The 15467-nt window shown below is 70.0% G+C and carries 11 protein-coding genes; 2 read left to right on the forward strand and 9 right to left on the reverse strand.

Annotated elements, in window-relative coordinates; all coding sequences use genetic code 11:
- Window positions 1-172: 172 nt before the first annotated feature.
- The 7 genes from QA861_RS39335 to QA861_RS39365 form a co-directional block, all read right to left on the reverse strand.
- A complete protein-coding gene (locus tag QA861_RS39335) occupies window positions 173-1687 on the reverse strand; it encodes an alkaline phosphatase D family protein (protein WP_334593615.1) in 1515 nt (504 codons plus the stop codon).
- A 358-nt stretch (window positions 1688-2045) separates the two neighbouring features.
- The gene (gene obgE, locus QA861_RS39340; protein WP_334593616.1) at window positions 2046-3482 is read right to left on the reverse strand and encodes a GTPase ObgE; all 1437 of its coding nucleotides are present in this window, start codon (window positions 3480-3482) and stop codon (window positions 2046-2048) included.
- A gap of 120 nt (window positions 3483-3602) precedes the next feature.
- Window positions 3603-3857: a 50S ribosomal protein L27 gene (gene rpmA, locus QA861_RS39345; RefSeq protein ID WP_006374707.1), complete on the reverse strand. Its 255-nt coding sequence runs from the start codon at window positions 3855-3857 to the stop codon at window positions 3603-3605.
- A 16-nt stretch (window positions 3858-3873) separates the two neighbouring features.
- Window positions 3874-4194, reverse strand: coding sequence for a 50S ribosomal protein L21 (rplU, locus tag QA861_RS39350; protein ID WP_006374708.1), 321 nt, complete (start codon window positions 4192-4194; stop codon window positions 3874-3876).
- Between the two features lie 339 nt (window positions 4195-4533).
- Window positions 4534-8394 (reverse strand): Rne/Rng family ribonuclease, encoded by a 3861-nt coding sequence (locus QA861_RS39355; protein WP_334593621.1) that lies wholly within the window; start codon window positions 8392-8394, stop codon window positions 4534-4536.
- Between the two features lie 263 nt (window positions 8395-8657).
- On the reverse strand, window positions 8658-9470 hold the full coding sequence (locus tag QA861_RS39360) for a TIGR03936 family radical SAM-associated protein (protein ID WP_334593622.1): 813 nt from the start codon (window positions 9468-9470) through the stop codon (window positions 8658-8660).
- A gap of 48 nt (window positions 9471-9518) precedes the next feature.
- Window positions 9519-10733 carry a hypothetical protein gene (locus tag QA861_RS39365; protein WP_334593623.1) on the reverse strand — a complete coding sequence of 405 codons (1215 nt, stop codon included), beginning with the start codon at window positions 10731-10733 and terminating at the stop codon, window positions 9519-9521.
- Between the two features lie 307 nt (window positions 10734-11040).
- Here QA861_RS39365 and QA861_RS39370 point away from each other — a divergent pair, with 307 nt between their 5' ends.
- Complete coding sequence (locus tag QA861_RS39370; RefSeq protein ID WP_334593625.1) at window positions 11041-11307, forward strand: methyltransferase domain-containing protein; 267 nt, start codon at window positions 11041-11043, stop codon at window positions 11305-11307.
- Here QA861_RS39370 and QA861_RS39375 read toward each other — a convergent pair.
- Window positions 11262-12416, reverse strand: a complete 1155-nt coding sequence (locus QA861_RS39375; protein WP_334593627.1) for a glycosyltransferase — start codon at window positions 12414-12416, stop codon at window positions 11262-11264. The genes QA861_RS39370 and QA861_RS39375 overlap by 46 nt on opposite strands.
- A 216-nt stretch (window positions 12417-12632) precedes the next feature.
- Here QA861_RS39375 and QA861_RS39380 point away from each other — a divergent pair, with 216 nt between their 5' ends.
- On the forward strand, window positions 12633-13391 hold the full coding sequence (locus QA861_RS39380; protein ID WP_334593629.1) for a hypothetical protein: 759 nt from the start codon (window positions 12633-12635) through the stop codon (window positions 13389-13391).
- Window positions 13392-13483: 92 nt separating this feature from the next.
- On the opposite strand, the gene QA861_RS39385 is transcribed toward QA861_RS39380, so the two are convergent.
- On the reverse strand, window positions 13484-15433 hold the full coding sequence (locus tag QA861_RS39385; RefSeq protein ID WP_334593630.1) for a TIGR03960 family B12-binding radical SAM protein: 1950 nt from the start codon (window positions 15431-15433) through the stop codon (window positions 13484-13486).
- Between the last annotated feature and the right edge of the window lie 34 nt (window positions 15434-15467).

Consider the following 15467-nt stretch of genomic DNA (forward strand, 5'->3'; position numbering starts at 1 on the left):
ACCTTGAAATCGTCCCACCTGCCGTTACCGCAGTGCAAGGTGAGCGCCCTCCGTCGCATATGCGTGCGCCACCTGTCATTCACCCGGCACCGCCGGAATGGCTGTGAGGAATGGCACAGAATTGCGTCGGCGATTCCACGGACGGCCGCCCCGCGCCCCCTTTTTTTCGCCGTCAGACCTTCCGCACCCCCGGCTTTCCGGACTCCACATGGAGCTTCGCGAGAGTTCGGGAGGCGGAGGTGGATCTGGTCACGGTGTCCGCGATCCGGACCTGGGCGTCGATACCCGCGCGCCGGATGTCGAAGAGGTGGTAGCCGCGGTGGTTGTCGATGACCTTCCAGTGCGGATTGTCACCCTTCAGCGCGTCCCACTGCTGGTGGAAGGCGACGGCGTCCTGGTCCCCGCCGCTGGATATCGACGTACCCACGAACTCGGAACCGACGACCGCCGAACGGGGATCGGCGAAGTCCCGCTTGAGGTCGCTGATCATGGTGACGTGACGGTCGCCGGAGAGGACCACGGGGTTGCGCACATTCGCGAACTCGGCGAGCAGCGCGTTGCGTTCGACCTGGTAACCGTCCCAGGCGTCGTAGTACCAGAGCTTGCCGTCGCCGATCTTGAGGTCGGTCTCGGCCATCATGATCTGCGAGGCGATGAGGTTCCAGCGGGCCTGCGACCCGTGCAGGCTGCTGCGCAGCCACTGCTTCTGCGCGGCGCCGAGCATGGTCATCGCCGGGTCCTGGGCGCCGGCCTGACTGGTGGCCTGGTCGCTGCGGAACTGCCGGGTGTCGAGCACGTTGAGCCGCACGAGGCGTCCGAAGTCGAGCCGCCGGTGCATCCGTATATGGGGACCGTTGGGCACGGCCGTGGCCCGCACGGGCATGTGCTCGTAGTAGGCCTGGTAGCCGGCGGTGAGACGTGCGGCGAAGGCTTCCGGCGTCTGCTTGTCGGGATCCTGCGGGACGTCCCCGGCGAAGTCGTTGTCTATCTCGTGGTCGTCGAAGGTGACGACGAAGGGTGCGGCGGCGTGCATCGCCTTGAGGTGCGGGTCGCTGTGGTACTGGGCGTACCGGTTGCGGTACTGGACGAGGGTGGTCGGCTCTCCGGAGCCCTCGTGCTTGCGTACGCCGGTGGTCGCGGGCGCGGACTCGTAGATGTAGTCGCCGACAAAGACGACGACGTCCGGGTCCTGCGCGAGCATGTCGGCGTACGGCGTGAAGTAGCCGTGCTGCCAGTTCTGGCAGGAGGCGAGGGCGAGCCGAAGATGGCTGCCGGAGACGAGCTGCCGGGGAGCGGTACGGGTACGGCCCACCGGCGAGAGCTGCCCGCTGGTCCGGAACCGGTACCAGTAGTGCCGGTCGGGGAGCAGTCCCCGCACATCGGCGTGCACGCTGTGCCCCAACTCGGGCCGCGCCCAGGCATATCCGCGCTTCACCTTGCGCCGGAACCGGGAGTCCTCGGAGATCTGCCACTCCACGACCACGGCCCGGTCGGGCATTCCGCCACCGTGGAGCGGGTCGGGAGCGAGCCGGGTCCACAGCACGACACCGTCGGGCAGGGGGTCCCCGGAGGCGACCCCGAGGCTGAACACCCCGGCGGGCAACGGGCTCTGCGCGGCCCGAGCGGTCCCGGCCAGCAGCAACTGCCCGGACGCGGCGGCCCCGACGACGCCGGCACCGACAGCCATAAACCGGCGTCTGCCGGGCGAAACGACTCCACTCACCGTCGAACTCCGTTGCCTGGGAGGCCTCTTGGACCTACGGAAGCTCCCATGGCAGCGTAAGCACACGGACAAACAGGAGACCCCTGAGGAATGAACAGGGGGTGATCATAGGAAATGACTTTTACAGACCCACGGGCGGGGTCTCATTTACAGCGCCGCCGGCACCTTCAAGCGCCGACCCGCACCTCCAGCCCGTCCGGCGTTTGAGGACAAGGCCCGTTCAGGGCCGGAGGGGGGTCTGGGGGCGCAGCCCCCAGGAACAGGATGGGACGGGTAGGGGCGGCGGGGGCGAAACACCCCACCGCCCACCCCACCGAACCCCTTAGAACGGCTCGAAGTCGTCAAACTCCTGCTGCGCGTCATCCCGCTCAGCCTGCCGATCCCGCCGCCGCTGCGCAGCAGGCCTCGGCTCCTCCAGGCGATGGTCCTCACCACGCCGCCCGAGCATCTCCGCCCCGGCCATGACCGTCGGCTCCCAGTCGAACACCACGGCGTTGTCCTCGGGACCGATGGCGACGCCGTCCCCGGCCCGGGCACCCGCCTTCATCAACTTGTCCTCGACGCCCAGCCGGTTGAGCCGGTCCGCGAGATAGCCGACCGCCTCGTCGTTGCTGAAGTCGGTCTGCCGCACCCAGCGTTCGGGCTTCTCGCCCCGCACGCGGAAGAGTCCGTCCTCCTCCTGGACGACGGTGAAGCCCGCGTCGTCGACGGCCTTCGGCCGGATGACGATCCGGGTCTCCTCGTCCTTGGGCTTGGCGGCCCGCGCCTGCCCGACGACCTCGGCAAGCGCGAACGACAGTTCCTTCAGCCCGATATGGGCGACGGCGGACACCTCGTACACCCGGTATCCACGGGCCTCCAGCTCGGGTCGCACCATCTCGGCGAGGTCCAGACCGTCCGGCACGTCGACCTTGTTCAGGACCACGATGCGCGGCCGGTCCCCCAGCCCCCCGTACTGCTTCAGCTCCTCCTCGATGATGTCGAGGTCGGAGACGGGATCGCGCTCGGACTCCAGCGTCGCCGTGTCCAGCACATGCACGAGCACACTGCACCGCTCCACGTGCCGCAGGAACTCCAGCCCGAGTCCCTTGCCCTGGCTGGCCCCGGGGATGAGCCCGGGCACGTCGGCGATCGTGTAGACCATGGCCCCAGCGGTCACGACACCCAGGTTGGGCACAAGCGTCGTGAACGGATAGTCGGCGATCTTCGGCTTGGCGGCACTCAGCACCGAGATCAGCGACGACTTGCCGGCGCTCGGGTACCCCACCAGCGCCACGTCGGCGACGGTCTTGAGCTCCAGGACGATGTCCCGCAGCCCCCCGGGCACACCGAGCAGCGCGAAACCGGGCGCCTTGCGCCGGGCCGAGGACAGCGCGGCGTTGCCGAGCCCTCCGCGCCCGCCCTCGGCGGCGACGTACGAGGTCCCGTGTCCGACCAGGTCGGCCAGCACGTTGCCGTCCTTGTCGAGAACGACCGTCCCGTCCGGCACCGGCAGAACCAGGTCCTGTCCGTCCTTGCCGGACCGGTTGCCGCCCTCGCCGGGCTTGCCGCTGGTCGCCTTGCGGTGCGGGGAGTGGTGGTAGTCGAGCAGCGTGGTGACGGACTGGTCGACGGTGAGGATCACGTCACCGCCGTGTCCGCCGTTGCCGCCGTCGGGCCCGCCGAGCGGCTTGAACTTCTCACGGTGGACGGAGGCACAGCCGTGACCTCCGCTACCCGCGGCGACATGCAGCTCGACGCGGTCCACGAAGGTGGTCATGGGATGTGCCTCCAGTTACGTACGGAAATCTCTGCGCAGAAATCTCTGCACAGTTGAAACACGCGAAAGGCGGACCCGCTTCCCGTACGGGAAGTGAGGTCCGCCTCGCGAAAGAACCGATCAGGCGACCGGAACGATGTTCACGACCTTGCGTCCACGGTGGGTACCGAACTCCACCGCACCGGCGGCCAGCGCGAACAGCGTGTCGTCCTTGCCACGGCCGACGCTCGCGCCGGGGTGGAAGTGGGTGCCACGCTGGCGGACCAGGATCTCACCGGCGTTGACGACCTGACCGCCGAAGCGCTTCACGCCGAGCCGCTGGGCATTTGAGTCGCGACCGTTCCGAGTGGACGATGCGCCCTTCTTGTGTGCCATGTCTCAGTCCCTACCCTTACTTCGCAGCCGCGGGGATCTCAGTGACCTTGATCGCCGTGTACTGCTGGCGGTGGCCCTGACGACGGCGGTAACCGGTCTTGTTCTTGTAGCGAAGGATGTCGATCTTGACGCCCTTGTGGTGGTCCACGATCTCGGCCTGAACCTTGATCCCGGCCAGCACCCAGGGGTCGCTGGTCACGGCGTCGCCGTCGACAACGAGCAGGGTCGAGAGCTCGACCGTGTCGCCAACCTTGGCAGTGGAAATCTTGTCAACCTCAACGATGTCGCCGACAGCAACCTTGTGCTGGCGACCACCGCTGCGCACGATGGCGTACACGCAGATCTCACTCTCTTGCTCGGGATCGACACCCCCGCAGTCCAGCCGCCCGGCAAAAGCGAGTGGCCTCTCCCGCCGCACCGAAATGCCCGGCGCTCAGGAGGACGAGGTTTACGGGGATGTGGCGTGTCACGGAAAAACTATGGACACGCCGACGCTCAAGATTACGGGCCCGACCTGAACGGGTCAAACCGAGCCCTCATCCCCCGCCCACGAGGCTCGCAAACCCCCCGACGACGGCGGCGGCCCGCCCGGAGAAACCCGGACGGACCGCCGTACCACTGCCGGTCGAACCACTGCCGGCTACCGCACCGGTGCGCGGCCACCGGACTGAGGAAGTCAGTCCTCCGTGGCCGCCGAGACGGACGCCTCGGCCGACTGCTCGGTCGCGGCAGCCGTCCTCTTCGACACCGTCTTCTTCGCCGTGACCTTCTTGGCGGCCGTCGTCGTCTTCTTGGCGGCCGTCTTCTTCACCGCCGCGGTCTTCTTCACGGCGGCCTTCTTGGCCGTGGTCGCCTTCTTGGCGGCGGTCTTGCGCGCCGTCTTCCTCGCGGGAACCGCCTCCTCGGCCTCGGCCTCGGCGGCGTCAGCGGGCGCCGCAGGCTCGGTGACCGTCGCCGGGACGACCATGACGGCCGCCTCCGCGGAGGAGGTCGGCGCGGTGGCCTTGCGCACGGCACGTCGCCGCGGCCGGGCCGGAGCGGCGCTGTCGGTCGCCGGGGCCGCCGCGGTGTCCACGGGTGCCTCGACCGGAGCCGGAGCCGCCACGGGCTCCACCACCGCCTCGACGACGGCCGTCACCACGGTCTCGGCAGCGGCCTCGTCGGCCGCCTTCGGCGAACCGGCCGGCGCCGACACCTTGCGGGTGGCCCGCCGACGCGTACGCCCCTTGGGAGCCGCGTCGTCCTGCACCTCGACCGGCGTTTCGGCGACCGGCGCCTCGACCACCGGATCCTCGACGGCCACGGGCTCGGCGTGAGCCACGGCCTCGGGAACCACGACCGGTGTCACCTCCGGCACCACGTCCGCCTGCGCCTCCACCGGCGCCTCGGCGACGACGGACTCGGCCGTGACGGCATCCGAGCCACGCCCCTGCGACGAACGCCCGTCGGCACGACGGGTGTCCGCCCGCGGCGCCCCGGCCGGAGCCGAGGACCGCCTGCTGGCACGCCGCCTCGAACGGCCACCGCGGCCGGCCGCGGCCTCCGCCTCGGCAGCGCTGCTGTACAGCTCCTCGTCGGGCACGAAGACGGGCGCCGACAGCGCGACGGGCGCCGCGACCTCGGCGGCGACCTCCGCTTCGGTCTCCTCGTAGACGTCAGCCTCTTCCTCGGCCCCGTCGACCAGCACATCGTGCTCGTGGGTGTGCTCGCCCTCGGCACCACCACGGCCGCGCTTCTTGCGCTTGCCGCCGCCTCCGGCGGAGGTCGGCTGCTCCATGTGCACGATGACACCGCGGCCGTTGCAGTGGACGCAGGTCTCGGAGAAGGACTCCAGGAGGCCCTGCCCGACCCGCTTACGGGTCATCTGCACGAGCCCCAGCGACGTGACCTCGGCCACCTGGTGCTTCGTACGGTCACGGCCCAGGCACTCCAGCAGACGCCGCAGCACCAGATCCCTGTTCGACTCCAGGACCATGTCGATGAAGTCGATGACGACGATGCCGCCCAGGTCGCGCAGCCGCAGCTGGCGCACGATCTCCTCGGCCGCCTCCAGGTTGTTCCTGGTGACCGTCTCCTCCAGGTTGCCGCCCTGGCCGGTGAACTTGCCGGTGTTGACGTCGACGACGATCATCGCCTCGGTCTTGTCGATCACCAGCGAACCGCCACTGGGCAGCCACACCTTGCGGTCGAGCGCCTTGGCGAGCTGCTCGTCGATGCGGTACGTCGCGAAGACGTCGACCTCGGAGGTCCACTTCGACAGCCGGTCGACCAGGTCCGGGGCCACGTGGGACACGTACCCGTGGATGGTCTGCCAGGCCTCGTCACCGCTGACGATGACCTTGGTGAAGTCCTCGTTGAAGATGTCGCGCACGACGCGGACGGTCATGTCCGGCTCGCCGTACAGCAGGGTCGGCGCGTTGCCGCCCTTCGACTTCTTCTCGATGTCCTCCCACTGCGCCTGGAGCCGCTCGACGTCACGGCGCAGCTCGTCCTCGCTCGCGCCCTCGGCGGCGGTGCGCACGATGACGCCCGCGTCCTCGGGGACGATCTTCTTGAGGATGGTCTTCAGACGCGCGCGCTCGGTGTCGGGCAGCTTGCGGCTGATGCCGGTCATCGACCCCTCGGGGACGTAGACCAGGTAGCGGCCGGGGAGCGAGACCTGGCTCGTCAGACGGGCACCCTTGTGGCCGATCGGGTCCTTCGTGACCTGCACGAGCACCGACTGGCCGGACTTCAGCGCGCTCTCGATGCGCCGCGGCCCGTGGGCCATGCCCAGCGCCTCGAAGTTGACCTCACCGGCGTACAGGACGGCGTTGCGCCCCTTGCCGATGTCGATGAACGCGGCCTCCATGGAAGGCAGTACGTTCTGGACCTTGCCCAGGTACACGTTGCCGACGTACGAGGTCGACTGCTCCTTGTTGACGTAGTGCTCGACGAGCACGTTGTCCTCAAGGACACCGATCTGGGTGCGGTCGCCGTACTGGCGTACGACCATCACGCGTTCGACGGCCTCGCGGCGGGCCAGGAACTCGGCCTCGGTGATGATCGGAACGCGTCGGCGTCCCTGCTCCCGGCCTTCGCGGCGGCGCTGCTTCTTGGCCTCAAGGCGCGTCGAGCCCTTGATGGACTGCACCTCGTCGCTCGGGTGCTCGTCCCGCTTGGGGCGGGGCTCACGGACCTTGACGATCGTGCGCTCGGGGTCGCTGTCACCCAGCACCGGCTCACTCTCGCCGGAGGAGTCACCGGCACGACGACGCCGACGGCGCCGGCGACGGCTGCTGGCGGAACCGGAACCGCCCGGCTCGTCGCGCTCGTCCTCCTCGGCGTCCTCGTCCACCTGGTCGGCGGTGTCCTCGGCATCCTGCGCGGTCGGCTCGGCGGCGTAGTCGTCGTCTCCGGACTCGCCCTCGGAGTCGGCGGACTCACCACGGCGCCTACGACGGCCACCGCGGCGGCGGCGCCGACGCGAACCGGGGCCTTCCTCGTCGCCGTCGTCGTCCGGGTCGACGCTGTCCTCGGCGGACTCGTCGGCGTCGTCGACGCTCTCCGTGTCCTCCGGCTCCTCGACCACGACGGGCGCGGCGGCCACGGGCTCCTCGTCGCCACCGCGGCGACGGCGCCGGCGGCGCGGTGCGTGCTCCTCGACGGCCTCGGCGACCGGAGCGGCCTCGACGACCTCTTCCTCGACCGCGATTTCCTCAACGTCTTCGGCCGCCTCGGCGGCAGCCGCTGCGGCGGCCCGCTCGGGCGTCTGGAACATCGGCTCGGTGAAGACGGGCGCCTGGAACACGGCGACCGCAGGGCGTGCGGGACGCCGCCCACCCTCGCTCTCGCCGTTCTTGACGGCGGGCGCGGGCGCGGAGAACCCGACAGCGGCCTTGCGGGCGACCCGACGACGCCCACGACGCGGCCCGGCCTCCTCAGCGACGGGCTCGGTCTCGGCCTCGGCCTCCACCTCGGCCGGAGCCTCGACGGCTGCTGCGGGCGCCTCTGCCACGGGAGCTTCCGGGGCGGCTGCCTCGGTCTCGACGGCGGCGGGCGCGGAGACGCGGCGCGTGGCCCGACGACGGGCACGCGGAGCAGGCGCGGCCTCCTCCACGACGGGGGGCGCCTCTACGGCCGCGCTCTCCTCGTCACTCTTCTCACCCTGCTCGCCGCTCTCCTCGGCAGTCGGGGCGGATACGGCGGTCACGGCCGGTTCGTCAACGGCTGCCTCGGCAGCCTTGGCGGGCGCACCGGCGGGCGCGGACGCGCGCCGGGTGGCCCGACGACGCGCACGAGGAGCGGGCGCGGCCTCTTCCTCGGTGGGTCGCTCGGTCTCGGCGGCCTGATCGGCCACGGCGACCTGGTCGACCTCCGCGGCCGGTATGGCCGGCGCGGTGGTCTCGGCCGCAGCGGCGGCCTCGGTCCCGGCGACAGGCGGTCCCGCGGGGCGGGACGCCGCGCGGCGCCGACGGCGCGGCGGCAGTGTGTCGCTGGGGGTGTCGTGTGCGGAACCCTCAGTGGGCTCCGAAGCGGGTTCGGTCGGTTCGAGCATGCGGGCAGTTCTCCCGTCAGGCTCCCGGGCGCCGCACCTGGTCCGGCTTGGGTGCCGGTGACGTCCGCGGCTCGCGCAGTGCGCGGTGCCGCCGTCCGGGGCGCGGGCGCCGCACGGGAGCTCTCTGTGTCCTGTCTCGCCGGTTCCGTACGCCATGTTGCGTACGGCCTGGCGAAAGTCTTGTGGTCGGTGCGCTGCCCGACCCAGGTGGCTCCCGAGTCCGAGGGCGACGCTACGACGTCCGTCCCTTCGCGGGACCTTCCTTACGCCGGCGCCTGCGACGCGGCGGCAGTCGGAGTGGCCATGGAGAGGGCCACCACTGCCTCGCGGTCGGGCGCGAGCGGGTCGGTCACCGTGCCGGTCTCTTCATCGAACAGCCCCTGCGCCAGCCTGGTCACCTCAGCGGGGACCGGCGGCGCGAGGTCGGCCACGGCGCGAAGACCGGACAGAACGTCGTCGGGTCGAACAGCAGGCGTCACGTGCCGAACAACCAGCCGCAGTATCGCACAGGGGTGGTCGGTCGGCCTATCGGCCTGGGGACTGTGCGTCTCAAAATGAGTTTCGACACTTGCGCCAACGCCTGCTTCGCGTGCCTCGAGGTGCGCGACCGCGCCTCGGGCGTCGAAGGTTCGCATGCCGTTCTTGGCGAGGCGCTGGACCTCGACGGTCTCGGCGGCGTTGAACATGTCGACGGCGCGGCGCGCGTCGTCGGGCGCCACACCCTCCAGTCGCAGCTCCCATACGGAAGCCGTGAGCCGGTCGGCGAGCCCGGAGGTCCGGGCCTCGACCGCGTCGACGATGTCGAGCCCGGTGGGCAGCGACTCGTCGAGCAGCTCACGCAGCTTGTCGGGATCGCGCGCTTCGGTGAGCGCGATCTCCAGATACTCCGCCTCACTGCCCGTGCCGGTGGGTGCGGCATTGGCGTACGACACCTTCGGATGCGGCGTGAACCCCGCCGAGTAGGCCATCGGCACCTCGGCACGGCGCAGCGCACGCTCGAAAGCGCGCTGGAAGTCACGGTGGCTGGTGAACCGGAGGCGGCCGCGCTTGGTGTAGCGCAGTCGGATGCGCTGCACCGCGAGTGCGGGCGGCGGGCCTTCGGGCTGTCGCTTGCCCAGTGTCGTTCAGTCCTTCGTGAGTGCGGTCGTACTGCTACCTAGAGTACGTCCGTCGGCGCTTCCTGGTTCCCGCCGGGGCGCGGGGACCGCCTGCGGGCGCTCCTCCTTCGACTCCCCGAAGAGCATCCGGCGGAAGTCGGCGCGTGCCTGCCGTGCCGAGTCGCGTGCCGTGGCCAGCGCCTGCCGGGTGACGCGGCCCACACTGCGCGCGGCCTCGGCGGCGGGCCGCAGAACGGCGTCCCGGACGAAATGCCCGACCGGCGTCAGCACCACCTGGTAGGCCCAGCGCACGGGCTCCACGAAGATCCAACGAAGGAGGGTCCCCAGGAACCGTCCGACAGCGAGCGAGATGTACCCGGCGATGCGCCAGGCATGCCCGAGCGCGGCCCCCACCTCGCGCCCGACCACGGCGAGGGCGCGTCCGAGAGGCGCCAGGACCCAGCGCCACAGGGCGAGTGCGGGCAGCACCAGGAGCAGCCGCAGCACCCAGTGGAGGACGAACCCGATCCCCATGAATCCCATACTCACGAGCCACTGAAGCCCCTGGGCACACCAGACGATCGCCCTGCCGACCGGCGTGAGGACCCACTCGTACAGCCACTTCGCGGGTACGACGACCAGGTACCGAGCGAGCCACGCGACAACGGCGTACAGGCCGAGCCCGACGGCGGCGATCCCCGCCCCGATCCCTCTGAGCGCCCACAGCAGCCCGTGTCCGCCGGGCGTGAGCACGCGCGCGTACACCCACGCGAACCCGGCGCCGATCCCCCGGAACACCCACAGCACTCCGTGTCCCACCGGCGTGAGCACGCGCGCGTAGACCCACACCAGCCCGGCGCCGATCCCCCGGAACACCCAGACGATCCCTTGGCCCAGAGGCGTCAGCACGTGCCGGAAGAGCCACACCAGCGGCACGACGACGAGCGTCTTCGCGAGCCATCCGAGCGCCGTGCACAGGGGCACGACGACGTACCGCCACAGCCCGACGAACGGCCAGACCAGGACGGCCCGCGCGACCCAGGCCAGCGCCCGCCCGAGGGGCCGCAGCACCGCGTCCGTGAGGAGGCGCCCGCCGGCGACCAGCGCGTCCCACACCATCCGTACGGGCACGACCAGCACGAGCACGACGATCCGCACAGGGAGGCGAATCGCAACGACGAGACACCCTTCGGGCTGCCGCTCGGGCTGCCGTGCCTCGGCGGCCGGTTTCTCCAGATCCATACCGACGTAGACGCGCCAACCCCCTGTCCGGATGCGGTGTATCCGAAAAGTGATCAGGACGAGGGACACCGGCCGTAAACATACGACTTTGGTCCTGCCCGCTGCCCGTCGCCCCGGGGACGGTGGATCGCGCCAAGATCGACCGGGTGCTGATGCATGTGCGGTCGCCCTCGGAGGTGCTGGCCCAGTTGCACACCGCCACCCGCTCCGGCGCTCTCGTCGGTCTGGTGGAACCCGACCGGGACACCCTGGCGGTGGACGCGGAGGACCTGGAGACGAGCCGCGCACCCGCTACACCACCGAGAAGGTGGTCCGCCGTGCCACCGTCGGGCGCCGCCTCGCCCGGCTGGCGGTCCGGGCGGGCTTCCGCGTCGAGACCGTGATCGCGACCACCACGATCTTCACCGACTTCGAGCACGGCGACCACACCCTGGGGCTGGGCCGCAACATGCAACAGGCCATGGCGGAGGGCCACATCGACAGCACGCGGGGCGAGGCCTGGTTCGCCGGCCTCGCCCAGAGCCACTACTACGCCTCGTTCACCCTCGTCACGGTGGTCTGCTCCCGTCCGTGACGGCCGCCGGCCGGCCCGGGCACCGCGGCGACCACCTGACCGACCGCGAACTCGCGGTTGAGCACGGTCTGGCGGCGGATCGGCTCGGGCAGGTCCGGCAGGCCCAGCAGCGTGTCGCAGGCCTCGACCGAGGCCGCGTGGTCGCCCACCCAGTAGGCGGTGATGGAGTACTCGAAGAGCAGCCCCCACCGGTACACCCAGGCCTTGGTGAACAGCAGGTCGCCCGGTTCCGGGAGGCCGACGGCATCGCCGAGGAGAGCGTGCGCCGTGCGGTAGCGGCCCTTCAGACGCAGGCGTGAGGCCAGCTCGTAACATGCTTCGAGGCGCCCGGGCCGGGTGTCCCAGGCACGGGAGAACGCGTCCATCGCGCCCGGCCAGTCGTCGGCCCGCTCCGCCCTGAGAAGGCCGGCCTCCAGCAGCGAGCAGTAGACCTCCTCCGGCCAGCCGCCCATCGCCGCCCGCCGCTCGTACATGGCGATCGCCTCCTGGACGTGGCCCAGGTCGCGTTCGGTGTTGGCGAGGTAGAAGACGGTGCGCGTGTTGGTGGGGTCGCGTTCGAGTTCGCCGCGCAGGAGCCGCGCGTCGCGCTCGAACTTGTCGCTGCGGCAGCCGCCGTCGGCGTGGTCCTCGATGACGAGCGCGTCCAGGTTCTCCTGCACGTCGGGCCCGTCCGCCTCGTCCGTGCACGGGTACTCGTGGGTGACGCCTTCGTAGCGCCACGTCCGGTCGGCCCGCATGAGGTGCTTGAAGCGGTGCTGGGTGCCGGGTGTGTCGTACCGCAGCATGTAGGACGTCGCCGTCAGCGGGGGCAGTGGGGCGTCCTGGCGCATGACGTGGTCCGCGTCGAGGGTGAGGAGGTAGTCGGCCTTGCCACGGGCGCGCTGGATGTTGCTGGTCCGGTTGTGCCCGAAGTCGGTCCACGGCTCCTCGTGGAGTTCACCCGGGATGCCGTCGAGCGGTTTGCGGATCAGCTCCTGCGTGCCGTCCGTGGAACCGGTGTCGCAGATGACCCAGTGGTCGATGAGGTGCCGTACGGAGCTCAGGCACCGTTCGATCACCTGCGACTCGTTCTTGACGATCATGCAGAGGCAGAGGGTCTGCTTTTTCACGGCGTCAATGTGGCACAAACCGGATATGCCAGCCTTCGTCCACGCGGAAGGCTCGATCGGCAGGTAACCCATCCGACCCCACCGATTAGTCCTATACGTTGACAAACGCGCGCCTTTCCGACCATATTGCCGGTCCACGCATCGCGCTCAGGTAAAGCTCCCCCTCGCAAGTCATGGCGAGACAAGCCAAGACAAGTCGACACAAGGAGCACACCGATGAGTCCTGAGTACAGGACGCGTTCGCTTCTCGGGCCGCTGGCGCGGGACAGGTTCAAGAAGGCCGGAATGACGGCCTCGCTCGCACTGGTCCTGGCCGCGAGCGTGGCCAGTCCGGCCGCGGCCGCCGCACGCGGCATGGGCGACCACGCCACCGGAGCGAGCCGCTACAGCAGCGGCGGCAAGGACAAGTGCAAGCAGCAGGGGCCGAAGCACCGCGACGCCCTCTCGGCCGCCCAAGGCGGCAAGGACAAGTGCCAGGGCCCGACGGGTCCGACCGGCCCGAAGGGCGCGACCGGCGCCACGGGTCCGACCGGCCCCCAGGGCCAGCCGGGCGTCACAGGGCCCACCGGCCCCCCGGGGGTCACCGGCCCGACCGGAACCATCGCACCCTGTTCCGACATCGACGCACAGCAGAACACGGGCGCCTTCGAGCTCCGCGCCGCGCTGACCGACGGAAGCTACTACGCAGGCATCCGTGACCTCCGCGGGCCCAACCCTGCTCCCCCCTTCCTCTGGACCGACCTCAGCGGCAGGACCAACTACCCCGACAGCGCCGCGACAGGCTTCGCCTGCGGCGCGTCCGTCAATAGGCAACAGGCGAGTGAGCGCATCAAGTTCGACCTCATCACGACCATCGGAACGGTCTACGAGATTCGCTGCGACCAGGTGCTGACCACCACCCCAGCCACCCTGAGCTGCGACGCCGCATGGACGCAGCTCCTGAACACACCGACCACGGGCGCTGACAACAGCTAACCCGGGGAACACGGAAAAGGGGTGTCCGACAGGTCGACGACCGACCTGTCGGACACCCCTTGCGGCACCTCATAACGGGCTGCCACAGACACTCAGTGGCTGTGCCCACTCCCCGCGGGCTGCTTGACCGTCAGCGGCAGCAGTTTCTTGCCCGTCGGGCCGATCTGGATGTCAAGGTCGAGCTGCGGACACACCCCGCAGTCGAAGCAGGGCGTCCACCGGCAGTCCTCGACCTCTGTCTCGTCGAGGGAGTCCTGCCAGTCCTCCCACAGCCAGTCCTTGTCGAGGCCCGAGTCGAGGTGGTCCCACGGGAGGACCTCCTCGTAGGTGCGCTCACGTGTCGTGTACCAGTCGACGTCGACTCCGAAGTCGGGCAGCGTCTTGTCCGCGCAGGCCATCCAGCGGTCGTACGAGAAGTGCTCGCGCCAGCCGTCGAAGCGGCCGCCGTCCTCGTACACCGCGCGGATCACCGCGCCGATGCGCCGGTCGCCGCGGGACAGCAGGCCCTCGACGATGCCGGGCTTGCCGTCGTGGTAGCGGAAGCCGATCGAGCGGCCGTACTTCTTGTCGCCGCGGATCTTGTCCCGGAGCTTCGTCAGGCGCGCGTCCGTCTCCTCGGCGGAGAGCTGCGGGGCCCACTGGAACGGGGTGTGCGGCTTGGGCACGAAGCCGCCGATCGAGACCGTGCAGCGGATGTCGTTCTGGCCGGAGACCCTGCGGCCCTCGGCGATCACGTTCGTCGCCATGTCGGCGATCTGGAGGACGTCCTCGTCGGTCTCCGTCGGCAGGCCGACCATGAAGTACAGCTTCACCTGGCGCCAGCCGTTGCCGTACGCCGTGGAGACGGTCCGGATGAGGTCCTCCTCGGACACCATCTTGTTGATGACCTTGCGCATGCGCTCGCTGCCACCCTCGGGCGCGAACGTCAGACCGGACCTGCGGCCGTTCCTGGTCAGCTCGTTGGCGAGGTCCACGTTGAAGGCGTCCACGCGGGTCGACGGGAGCGACAGCCCGATCTTGTCGTCCGTGTAGCGGTCCGCGAGCCCCTTCGCGATGTCGCCGATCTCCGAGTGGTCCGCCGAGGAGAGGGAGAGGAGGCCCACCTCCTCGAAGCCCGTCGCCTTGAGGCCCTTCTCCACCATCTCGCCGATGCCCGTGATCGACCGCTCCCGCACCGGGCGGGTGATCATGCCGGCCTGGCAGAAGCGGCAGCCGCGGGTGCAGCCGCGGAAGATCTCGACCGACATGCGCTCGTGGACGGTCTCCGCGAGCGGGACCAGGGGCTGCTTGGGGTAGGGCCACTCGTCCAGGTCCATGACCGTGTGCTTGGACACCCGCCACGGGACTCCGGACCTGTTGGGTACGACGCGGGCGATCCGGCCGTCCGCCAGGTACTCCACGTCGTAGAACCCGGGAATGTAGACGCCGCCCGTCTTCGCGAGGCGGAGCAGGACCTCCTCGCGGCCACCCGGACGACCCTCCGCCTTCCAGGCGCGGATGATGTCCGTCATGTCGAGGACGGCCTGCTCGCCGTCGCCGATGACCACCGCGTCGATGAAGTCCGCGATCGGCTCGGGGTTGAAGGCCGCATGGCCGCCCGCCAGCACGATCGGGTCGTCCAGGCCACGGTCCTTGGACTCCAGCGGGATGCCCGCCAGGTCCAGGGCGGTCAGCATGTTCGTGTAGCCCAGCTCGGTGGAGAAGGACAGCCCGAACACGTCGAAGCCCTTCACGGGCCGGTGGCTGTCCACGGTGAACTGCGGGACGCCGTGTTCCCGCATCAGCGCCTCAAGGTCGGGCCAGACGCTGTACGTACGCTCGGCGAGGACGCCCTCCCGTTCGTTCAGCACCTCGTAGAGGATCATGACGCCCTGGTTGGGCAGCCCGACCTCGTACGCGTCCGGGTACATGAGCGCCCAGCGGACGTCGCAGTCCTCCCAGGGCTTGACCGTGGAGTTGAGCTCGCCGCCCACGTACTGGATCGGCTTCTGCACATGCGGGAGCAGGGCTTCGAGCTGCGGGAAAACCGACTCGGCAGACATCGCGGCGTTACCTTCGTGAGCTGACGGGGGATGA

Source organism: Streptomyces sp. B21-083 (assembly GCF_036898825.1).
Classification (GTDB): Bacteria; Actinomycetota; Actinomycetes; order Streptomycetales; family Streptomycetaceae; genus Streptomyces.